The organism is Kurthia huakuii LAM0618 (assembly GCF_000505545.1).
In the GTDB taxonomy this organism is placed as follows: Bacteria; Bacillota; Bacilli; order Bacillales_A; family Planococcaceae; genus Kurthia; species Kurthia huakuii.
In genome coordinates, this window is the sequence record NZ_AYTB01000016.1 from 222,984 (window position 1) to 234,012 (window position 11,029).

At 37.2% G+C, this 11,029-nt stretch carries 10 protein-coding genes; 1 reads left to right on the forward strand and 9 read right to left on the reverse strand.

Annotation, left to right across the window (positions count from 1 at the left end; translation table 11 throughout):
* The first annotated feature begins 94 nt into the window (after positions 1 to 94).
* The gene (locus V514_RS0114640; protein WP_029500639.1) at positions 95 to 1,483 is read left to right on the forward strand and encodes a cryptochrome/photolyase family protein; all 1,389 of its coding nucleotides are present in this window, start codon (positions 95 to 97) and stop codon (positions 1,481 to 1,483) included.
* 33 nt (positions 1,484 to 1,516) lie between these two features.
* Here the strand turns inward: V514_RS0114640 and V514_RS0114645 are convergent, their stop codons facing one another.
* From V514_RS0114645 to V514_RS0114685, 9 genes are all read right to left on the reverse strand, one after another.
* The gene (locus V514_RS0114645; RefSeq protein ID WP_029500640.1) at positions 1,517 to 1,954 is read right to left on the reverse strand and encodes a MarR family winged helix-turn-helix transcriptional regulator; all 438 of its coding nucleotides are present in this window, start codon (positions 1,952 to 1,954) and stop codon (positions 1,517 to 1,519) included.
* 23 nt (positions 1,955 to 1,977) lie between these two features.
* The gene (locus V514_RS0114650) at positions 1,978 to 2,733 is read right to left on the reverse strand and encodes an SDR family NAD(P)-dependent oxidoreductase (protein WP_029500641.1); all 756 of its coding nucleotides are present in this window, start codon (positions 2,731 to 2,733) and stop codon (positions 1,978 to 1,980) included.
* A 61-nt stretch (positions 2,734 to 2,794) separates the two neighbouring features.
* Positions 2,795 to 3,397, reverse strand: a complete 603-nt coding sequence (locus V514_RS0114655; protein ID WP_029500642.1) for a methyltransferase domain-containing protein — start codon at positions 3,395 to 3,397, stop codon at positions 2,795 to 2,797.
* A 535-nt stretch (positions 3,398 to 3,932) separates the two neighbouring features.
* Complete coding sequence (locus V514_RS0114660) at positions 3,933 to 4,844, reverse strand: peptidylprolyl isomerase (protein ID WP_029500643.1); 912 nt, start codon at positions 4,842 to 4,844, stop codon at positions 3,933 to 3,935.
* A 123-nt stretch (positions 4,845 to 4,967) separates the two neighbouring features.
* Positions 4,968 to 6,452: a sensor histidine kinase gene (locus V514_RS0114665; protein ID WP_029500644.1), complete on the reverse strand. Its 1,485-nt coding sequence runs from the start codon at positions 6,450 to 6,452 to the stop codon at positions 4,968 to 4,970.
* Complete coding sequence (locus V514_RS0114670) at positions 6,439 to 7,116, reverse strand: response regulator transcription factor (protein ID WP_029500645.1); 678 nt, start codon at positions 7,114 to 7,116, stop codon at positions 6,439 to 6,441. The genes V514_RS0114665 and V514_RS0114670 overlap by 14 nt, the downstream gene beginning before the upstream one ends.
* 223 nt (positions 7,117 to 7,339) lie before the next feature.
* Complete coding sequence (locus tag V514_RS0114675; protein ID WP_029500646.1) at positions 7,340 to 8,650, reverse strand: cation:dicarboxylate symporter family transporter; 1,311 nt, start codon at positions 8,648 to 8,650, stop codon at positions 7,340 to 7,342.
* 195 nt (positions 8,651 to 8,845) lie between these two features.
* Entirely contained in the window at positions 8,846 to 9,745 is a 900-nt protein-coding gene (locus tag V514_RS0114680) for a response regulator (RefSeq protein ID WP_029500647.1), read from the reverse strand.
* Between the two features lies 1 nt (position 9,746).
* Positions 9,747 to 11,018, reverse strand: a complete 1,272-nt coding sequence (locus tag V514_RS0114685) for an ATP-binding protein (RefSeq protein ID WP_051392482.1) — start codon at positions 11,016 to 11,018, stop codon at positions 9,747 to 9,749.
* Positions 11,019 to 11,029: the final 11 nt, after the last annotated feature.

Consider the following 11,029-nt stretch of genomic DNA (forward strand, 5'->3'; position numbering starts at 1 on the left):
AATATATTAATGTTTTTTAGAGAATAAAAACGTTTTTTAGAGTATTTATAGAACGAATGATTTATTGCTATAATGAAAGAAAGGAGGTTTCACAATGACAAAAGCATTGATATGGTTCCGCTATGATTTACGATTACATGATAATTTAGCGTTGCTTGCAGCAAGTAATTTCGATGAAGTAATTCCCATTTTTATTTATGAACCTAATGTTTCGGAAGCATCAGCGTCCGATTGGTGGCTCCATCATTCATTAAAAGAACTCGCAATAGCAATAGAAAAGCATGGTGGCTCACTTATTATCCGCCAAGGTGATCCACAAATCATACTCGATGAATTAATACAGGCGCAGCAAATTGATGCGTTATTTTTTAATCGTAGCATGCTTCCTAATGATACCTTAATCGAGCAAAGTCTCATCGAAAAATATTCTTCTAAAACAATATATGTGAAGTGTTTTGATGATCGATTACTATTTTATCATCATAAGCTAGTGACAAAGAAACATACCCCCTATAAAGTATTCTCGTCTTATTGGAAAATCGCAAAGTTGCAATATATTACTTTTCCACAAAATAAAATTAACCATTATTCAACGACAACTATTCCTTCGATGGCGATTGATGACTTAAATTTATTACAGGGGCATCAATGGATGAAAAAATTTGAAGATTATTGGCATCCTGGCGAACAACAGGCCATTCAAAAATTTGAAGATTTTGTTGAACAAAATTTAAGCTCCTATGATGCCTTACGTGATTTCCCTGGAAAATATAGTACTTCTGATATGTCGCCATACTTGGCATGGGGAAATATTAGCGTGCGCTCTATGTGGTACCGTGTAAAGCGTTTCGCAAACGAATACCCTGAGCATGCTAGTGCCGCTGAATCGTATTTGCGACAACTTGCATGGCGCGACTTTGCGTATGAACAGCTTGCACATTTTCCAGCGCTCACTCATGAGCCTGTGCGCACAGCTTTTAATAACTATCCGTGGGATTTCAATGAAGATTTATTTCTAGCATGGAAAAAAGGGCAAACAGGTTATCCACTTGTCGACGCTGGTATGCGCGAACTTTATGAGACAGGATTTATGCACAACCGTGTACGCATGGTTGCCGCTTCATTTCTTGTAAAGCACCTCCGTATCCCTTGGCAATATGGCTATGAATGGTTTAAAGAAACGCTTGTGGATTTCGATATGGCGAACAATGCGATGGGCTGGCAGTGGGTTACTGGTAGTGGCATCGATGCCGCACCGTACTTCCGCGTCTTTAACCCTACAGGCCAAGCAGAAAAATTTGACCGTGGCGCACAGTATATTAAACGTTGGGTACCAGAGCTTCGCGAGGTTCCGCTTGATGTTATCCACAGCCCTGCAAAATACGTTGCAGCGCATCAACTAAGTTATCCACAACCTATCGTTGATCATGCTACTGCCAGACAGCTAGCACTTGACGGTTTTGAACAAATTAAAAAACATTAAAAAAAGAGGCTGGATTTCTCCAACCTCTTTTCTTTATTTTTCATTACGTTTAATAGCTGCTGTGAGGAGTTTATCTTGAATATTAACATATTGTTCGATTTCTTCGTCTGTCAGTGCATCGAATAATTCTGTTTGAAACTCGCGACCAAATTCTTGAGCTTCTTTGAATACCATCAAGCCTTCTTCCGTAATATCGAGCAATACATGGCGGCGATCATCGTCGTTATATTTACGAACAGCGTAACCCGCTTTCACAAGTTTATTCGAAATATTCGTCATTGCTCCCGGCGTACATCCAATTTTATCGGCTAATACCGTTTGCTTTTGCGCGCCACTATTTTTCAATTCAGCTAATACAAGGACAGGTGTGACACCAATTTTATGCGGAAATCGTTTCATAAAGTAGACGATGTTCGAATTATTAATGATTTCTGTCGCATGAATAAGTTGAAAGATATTTTTGTTTTTCAAAACTATGCCTCCTTCTCGCATAACTATCGAAGCATAATTGAACCGCCATCCGTCATGATTGTTTGGCCAGTAATGTATTGAGAATCTTCAGAAGCTAAGAATACAGCTACGCGACCGATATCTTGTTCAACATCGCCAAAACGACCTAATGGAATTTTGTTTTTCACTGCTTCATAGTATTCAGGTTGTGCTTTAGACCATGCTTCAACGCCTGGTGAGTAAGCAATTGGGCTAATCATGTTAACGTTGATGCCGAATTGGCCCCACTCGTTTGCTGCTACACGAGAGATACCGCGAATTGCTTCTTTTGCTGCTGCGTATGCGCCTTGAGTTGGGTCACCTTTTAAACCTGCACCTGATGCGAAGTTAATAATATTACCTTTTGATTCTTTTAAGTAAGGGAATGCTGCTTGCATTAAATAAAATGTTGGATAGAAACCTGTACCGAATGAAAGATCGATATCTTCTTGTGTAGTTTCCATTAACGGCTTTTGTCGTGAAGCATGTGCATTATTTACTAAGACATCTAGTTTACCATATTTTTTAACAACTGTTTCAACGATGTTGCCTAAGTTTGCGCGGTCCATTAAGTTTGCTTGTAAAAACATTGATTCTGGAGAGTATTGTTGCAGTTCTTTCTCCATTGCTTGACCAGTTTCTTCATTTAAATCTACGATTACTGCGATAGCGCCTTCTTTAACCATTGCTTTAGCCATACCGCTACCGATACCGCCTGCGCCACCTGTGATGATTGCTACTTTATTATCTAATTTACCCATTAGTGAACACTCCTTAATGTTTAATTGATTATATTTTAGCATTAAAATATTTAAATTCAAACTAAAAAGCTTGACGTTCATAAATTAATAATCTGTCATTTGGCGACAAGATCAGTTGAGGGGGCATTAAAATTTCCGTAATAAATTGAAATGGTGACCAGTCTAGCAACTCTATATATTCAAACATCGGAAAATAGACAATAATTTTCATGTGGCGTGGGTGCTTGTCATACGAAGCATTAATATTTTTTAAAACGGTTTCAAAAATAGCTGGGCTAAATGGATTGAAGAAGAAAAAAATAGAATCTGTCTGCTTTATGCGATAATTTTGCGCTAGCGTGTGGTGAAAAGTAATGTCTTTTTCACCATGCTTCTTACAATATAAATAGCGATTCATATTGGCCACTTCGACATAAAGCGCATCATATTCTACACCGGTCACCGGAATACCCCAGCGATAGTTTGCATAAATGGCGACTCGTCCCTTTCCACTACCAAAATCAACAAAGTAATCCTGCTGTTGTATCTCTACCTCATTTGCAAGCAATTCTAACACGCTATAAGCAGTTGGTTCATATGAATGATTGTCTACAAGGTGCATTGTTGCTGGCTCATCAACGATTGTTTGAATGCCTAATTTTTTTTCAAATTGATAATCGTCCATAGTTTCACCTACCTTTTTCCAATGATTATATACGAAAAAAACCATCTATACATCGGTGTGCTATCCAATGTAAGATGATTTTTTTAAGCGTAAATATAAATTGGGTGGGTTATTCCTGCTTACTAGCAGTTATGAAAAAATAGGTTACTCATTGGCATCGATGACGAGTCGAATTCATTGAGCAAACTTACTAAAGTGTGTGGACATACAATTAGTAAGTTGGACAAATAAAGGATAAAGTGTGCGGAAGTCATGCTTAGTGGACATTAAGCAGACTAATTTAGCCTTTATTTAATTGGATAGAAAGAAATATGGCTTCTTCAAGGCTCAGGAGTGAGCCTTCATATTTCTACAACCATTATATTGCAAAGCATAGAGTCTATAAGAGTGGACAGTCCTATAAACTGTACGCTTTCGCTAAGCAAGAAACCTTGTTGTTTCAACACTTTTATACATAATGATTTAGTTCTATCGTAAAGGGCGACACTACTCTTTGTAGCAGGCACTACGTAGATACTAGCAGTCGCCCAGGTAATTATTGTTCTTCAGTTGTTGCTGTTGATAACGTATTATCAATTTCATAATCTTTTTCTAAATCTGCTAACCATGTTGCATAGTTTGCGTTCATTTGTTCATTAACATATGCTGCGCGAACTTCTTTTTTCACATCTTCATACGTTGCATCTTTAGCTTCTTTAATGCCCGTTACTTTAATAATGTGATAACCATATGAAGATTTTACAGGTTTACTAATTTCATCTTCCTTCATAGAGAATGCAGCATTAGCAAAGTCTTCATCCATTGTTGTTTTATCGAAATAGCCTAAGTTACCACCCTCAGAAGAATTGCTTGTATCTGTAGAGTATTTCTTCGCTAATTTATCCCAACCTTCGCCATCAGCAAGTAATGCTTCAACTTTTTCGGCTGTCTTTTTATCTTCAACTAAAATGTGGCTTGCTTTCACTTGCTTCTCTGTATCATATGAAGTTTTATTTTCTTTAAAGTATGCTTTTAGTTTTTCATCTGTAATGTCTAATGTCGGTTCCATTAGTTTTTGTGTTAATAAATAGGTTTTAACGCTTGCTTTAAAATCAGCCATTTCCATGTTGCTTGATTTTAATGCTGATTCTAACGCCGCTGTGCCGCCGTATTGCGCTGCTTGAGCTTTTACTTCAGCATCAATTTCTTTATCTGATACACTGACATTTTGTTTTTTCGCTTCTTGCTCAATAACATTGTCAATGATTAGTGCTTGAACAACTGTTGGGCCATATTGTTTTTGCATCGCTTCATTTAATTCATCTTGTGTAATTTTTGTATCGCCTACTTTTGCAACATAATTGCTACTGTTTCCTACTAACAAGTACACAACTAAGCCAATCACTGCAATCGCAACGATAACGCCGGTAATAATGAGGCCCTTTTTCTTTTTGGGCTGCTTATCCATATAGTAGAACTCCCTTTCTTTCTCTCGATACATTTATTATATAGAGCGAATGTGTCAGCTAAATGTCAGCACACAAGAATTAAAAAAGAGATTAACAAATGATTTGTTGATCTCTTTTTTACATTATTCACTTGTTTGTTCGACTGCTTTTGGCAATGTAATTTTAAAGACTGTGCCGTTTGTCGTACTCTCTAAAAGCTGTAAATCTCCTTTTAAAGATTGCGCCATCATTTTACTTAAAGCTAATCCTAAACCTAAACCACGTACAGCATATTTTTTATTTTCACCTCGATAGAAGCGCTCAAAAACAAAGGCTTGTTCTTCTTGCGGAATTCCTTTTCCAGTATCAGCAATAAAAATCGCAACATTATCGTTCTCCTCTTGCAGCGTCAATTGAATATGACCATGTCCATCCATCGCTTGTTTAGCGTTCGTTAACAGATTCGTTAAAATTTGTTGAAAGCGCACACCATCTAATTGTAGTATCTGCTCCTCTGGCAAAATTTCAACAGCTACTTTTACCCCGTCATCTTGTTGCGACATCACCCATTGCATGACGGATTCTTGTACATAATGATTAATAGCATACGGTTGGATATGAACCGGTATGGCATTGACAGAAAATGAGTTAAACGCCAATAAATCTCCGACCATCGTTTTGAGTTTTGTCGTTTCATTAAGTGCCATTTTAACAAATTCTTTTTCATCATCACCTGTGACAACACCATCTTTGACTGCTTGTAGCAAGCCACTAATCGATGTGACCGGCGTTTTTAGTTCATGTGTAACACCTGCTAATAATTCCGTTCGCGTTGCTTCAAGTTGTTTGAGCCGATTCGCCATCTCACGAAATGATTCGATTAATTCATATACTTCTTGTTCCTTCACATCATTTGCGAGCGCTACATTATAATCCCCATTTTGAATTTGTTGGGCTGCTTGCGCGACATCTTTAATTGGTTTTGATAAACGTCGTGACAATAAATGAATGGCAACCGTTCCAATCAACGCAAGTGCAATAATTATCGCCGCAAGTTGCGTATACTCTTGATCTACATGTGCAATATTTTTCTTGGATTCTAGTAAAACGATATAGCCAACTACGTTATCTTCATTATTGGTAATCGCCTTTTTCACAGCATAATAAGTCGTATTATTTTTTTTCAAATGAAAGTTCACAATATCTTTTTTACTTTCTATCACTTTCATTGGTAATGTTGTCGTAAAAAGAGCGTCTGGTGGCTTTGGTAAATCCGGTTGTGCTTCATTCGCCTTTTGAGGTATTTCTTTTGGTTCATTACTCGAAATAATGCCCCCTGTGCTATTCGTTAAATAAATTTTAGGATTGATGCCTAAATTTGAAAGCGGTGTCCGTTCTCTGAATAAACTAGGGTCCGCTTCCTTATTTGTAATGCTTTCTGTAATGCGACTCGACATTTCATCTGCTACAACTTCCAACATATCAATGCGATTCGTCATCGTATTGTGACGCAGCCATGTAATCGATAAGATTGAGACAATTAATAAGCCAATAATAAGTGCTGCTAAATAACGTAGCGTCCAATAACGTGCCAGTGGAACACGCCGCATTTCTTTATTTTTTGACACTGAATTGATATCCTAAACCACGCAATGTTTTAATCTCACCTTGTTCTTCAGGCCAATCTTGTAACGCTTTACGCAAACGCTTCACCGCTAAATCCACTGCGCGGTCACTGCCGTCATATTCCCAGCCCCAAACCTTTTCAATTAATTGCTCACGTGTAAATGTTTGATTAGGATTTTCCGCTAAAAAAATCAGCACTGACAAGTCACGTGGCGTCAACTCCACTTTATAACCATGTAACGTCACATCATGTGACTGCAAATTAATTTCAAGTGCTCCAAATTGTCTTGTTTGCCCACTATTTGCCGTTGTTCGGCGTAATACAGCTTTTATACGAGCGACGACTTCCTCTGCTTCAAATGGCTTTGCAATATAATCATCTGCCCCGCCATTTAATCCATCTAGTCGATAATTCACATCGCCGAGTGCCGTCAACATAATAACCGGGCATTTGCTGACTTGACGAATTTCTTCGAGAATTTCCCAACCATTTTTTTCTGGCAACATGACATCTAGCAATACTAAATCAGGCTCCCACGAATGAAATTTTTGAATAGCTTCTGTCCCTGTGTATGCTTGCTCTGTTAAAAATTGTGCCTTCATCAAGTAGACTTTCAATACTTGGCTGATGGCAAACTCATCTTCAACAATTAAGATTTTCTCCATCTATAACCCCACCTTTTTAATCGTGCATTTATTCTAGCATCTTTTTAAGTCTAGTATATGTCAATGAATTGCTAAAAAAAGAGGCCGGGACAAAACATTTCATTTTCTTTTTTAGCGTTCGCAACAAAAAACCGGAACCGCGCCACAGCGCGATTCCGGTTTTTCTTATGCTTATATGAGATGGTGTTTTTACACTCATGTCCCAGCCTTTTGAAGTTGCTTATTAGTGTTTTGCTTGCTGTTTAGCCGCTATTTCAGCTGCTTCATTTTCAAAGTAGTTATTATACTTATCCATATCAAGACGGCCTTCCCATTTCGCCATAACGAATGCTGCTAATGTGTTACCACAAACGTTAACTACTGTACGCATCATATCTAGTAAACGGTCAATCCCAAGAATGAAAGCTAAACCTTCTAATGGAATACCTACAGCGCCAAGCGTTGAAAGAAGTACTACAAATGATACCCCTGGAACGCCTGCAATCCCTTTAGATGTAACCATTAATGTTAAGACTAAGATGATTTGTTCTGTTAATGATAAATCAATATTGTACATTTGTGCAATGAACAATGCTGCGATTGCCTGATAGAGCGTAGAACCATCAAGGTTAAATGAATAACCTGTTGGAATTACGAATGAACCGATATCTTTCGGTACACCAGCTTTTTCAGTTTTAATCATAATACGTGGTAATACTGTTTCAGAACTTGCTGTTGAGTAAGCTAAGATTAATTCATCTTTTAGTATTTTAATAATACGGAAGATGCTGACGCCCACAATTTTTGCTGTAATCCCCAATACGACAACAATGAAGAAAATCATTGCGAAGTATACTAAAATCATTAATTTTCCTAATGGAATTAATGAAGATAAGCCGAATGTTGCAACTGTATTTGCGATTAACGCGAAAACCCCGATTGGAGCGAATTTCATGATTGTGTTTGTTACCCAGAACATTGCATCTGCAACACCCTGTGCAAATGCAATAACTGGTTTCCCTTTTTCACCAATTGCTGCTACCCCTAAACCAAATAGAACAGAGAAGAAAATGATCGGAAGCATATCGCCTGCCGCCATTGAAGCAACGATATTTGTTGGTACGATACTCGTAATCGTATCCATAATCGTATGCCCTTCTTTTGCTAAGTCTTCAGAAGAGTGCACATATGAAGAAATATCACCTTTAGATAATTTCGACATATCTACGCCTTCACCGAATTTTGTAATATCAGCTAAGAAGATACCTAAAATAATTGCGATAGTTGTAATAATTTCGAAGTAAACTAATGTTTTTACACCTAATTTACCGACTTGTTGTAAACTACCTTGACCTGCAACACCGATAATCAGCGTTGAAACGATAATTGGAACAACGATCATTTTGATCATGTTCATGAAGATAGTACCTAGCGGCGCAACGTATTTTGTAATGTTCTCATTACCATAAAAAACTGCCCCTACGATGATACCTAGGATAAGACCGATTAAAATCTGCCATGCGAGACTGATTTTTTTACGTGGTTTCTTCTCCATCTATGAAGCCCCCTTAAGAGTATATTATGATTTTTCATACCTACATAAAAAACTATAATCTTATTCTATAGTTGACTTATAAAATCCGACATCATCCGACAATTTTATTAAATAAAATTTTCAAAAAAATTATTCCTTCATAGTTTTTCTTGATGATAACTAGGGCTTAAATCTGTTTTCGAGATGAAATGAACATCATTTAGATGATTTCCTCCTAAATTTATCCATAGAATCCACAAAAAGAACTTGCATAAACTTTTTAATGTTCACTTTCACTTTTTTCGGCATGGAACCGCTTTCTTGTATTTCTTTCATGCTCGAACGAATTTCTGAGAAATCAAAATAACGAGGGGCATAGTACTCAAACTCAGGGTTTGTGTAATCTACAACACCGAGTGTCGCAATATTATTCATCGCTGCCAAAATCGTACGGCGCATGCGCTGCTCAATCGCTTTGCTTTCTTTCGCAATTTCCGGTCCACTAAAACGCGTTTGCGAAGCGATGTCTTCGTAGAGTCCTTTTAATGAAGGAACTTGCATCGTGGCTTCTTCACGTTCCGATAATAATAAAATAATTCGTACGATATCATCGCTACCGACTTCGCCGACAATTCCCATCTCACTTAAAATGGATAATACAACATCCTTCATCGTTAAATACGTCTCTTCCTTTGTTTCTTCCTCGAAATGAAGAATCGATTTCCGAATGTTCATTAGTGATTTCTTCAATATAAAGCGCTCACTCGTCTTGCGTAAAATACTTTGCACTTCCACGCGATTAATTGGTTTATGAATGAAAAATTCAACATCTTTTTCATAAGCTTCGCCGACCATCTCTTTATTAACTACTTGTGAAATCATAATAAAATGGCCTTTAAATCCTTGTCTGCGAAGTTGGTCAATCGTTTCAATGCCATCTAAATCTGGCATTAATAAATCGATTAATACGAAATCTGGATCACTTGCTAAAATTGGCTCTAGCGCATGTTCCCCACTATCCGCTTCTCCTAGCACAACACCCATATCCCCTTCTAAAATAATTTGCTTCAACATGCGTCGACTTGCTGCATCATCATCAACAATAAAATAGCGCATCTTACTTTTCCCCCTTTTGCAAAATCATTTGCATCGGAATATCGACAATGAAAATAGTGCCCTGTTGTGGCAGCTCTACTTTGATATGACCTTGCAATGTTTGAATAACTTCAAGCACATGCGACAGTCCAATACCTGTAGCAGCTACCCCTTGTTCATTATATTTTGTCGTAAATCCTGGTTCAAAAATAATATCTAAATCTTCTTGTGGAATCCCTTTACCATCATCTTGAATAATAAAATAAACGTTGTGATCTTTTTCAAAAATAGTGAGCTCAATTGTGCCCTGTCCTTCTAATGCTTCAATGCCATTAGCAACGATATTATTCAGCACCGCAAGCAGTGGAATATGTTGATTTGTATAGAAATCAACCGATTGTTCCACATGAAACATTACGTTGCGCCCAAGCATAGCCCCGTACTTTTCATTGGCTACTTCGACAAGATTTATAACGTCTGAAAGCTTATAATACTCACCTGTTTTATGCATTGTCATATCCGAAATACTCGAGAATATTCGCTGTGAATCTTTTTTCACTTCATGAATTTCTTGTGCAATATGAAGTGCTTTTACACTCAGCTTTCGATTGTCAGTTTTTTTCAATTCTCGATACATTTCATAACTCTCTGCCATAATTTGCTCAATGTGATTCATTGATTTTTGTAAATACAACGCTTCCACATATAAATCAGACCCCATCGTTAATTGTTCTTGAAGATGCTTTCGTTGTTCAGATAAAATAACTGTACTATAAATCCCCACAACAAAAAAGCTACGGAAAATCGCCACACATGCTACTAATACAAAATCAAAAAAACTTAACGATATGTCTGGTATTAATAAAAAGCGCAACACATGCTCTGCACTATTACTAATAAATTCAATAAGCGCCGAGAAAAAGCCTAATAATAGTGGCTGATTAATATACGCACGCAAATTAAAAAACTGAAAACCACATGCAAAAACAACATAATAGAAGAAAGCCGGGTAATTGTTAATAAATATATCTGGTGAATAGCCTTCATTTATTAAGGCTAAGCTAATACGAAATAAAATCGTCACAATCCCTGTCATAAACCCAACAACGATAACGGACTTTACCGGCCTTACTAATAACAGTAATAAAAAGACAATACTCCCTAGCGCAAAGCGAAAGTTTTCGGTGTTACTAAACGGTAATAATTTAATTTCTCCGAGTAGCGTAGTCACTACTGCAACAATTAAAATCCAAAGCCATTCTGCTTTTAAAAAACTATATTTTGTTTGAATCATCGTTACGCCCA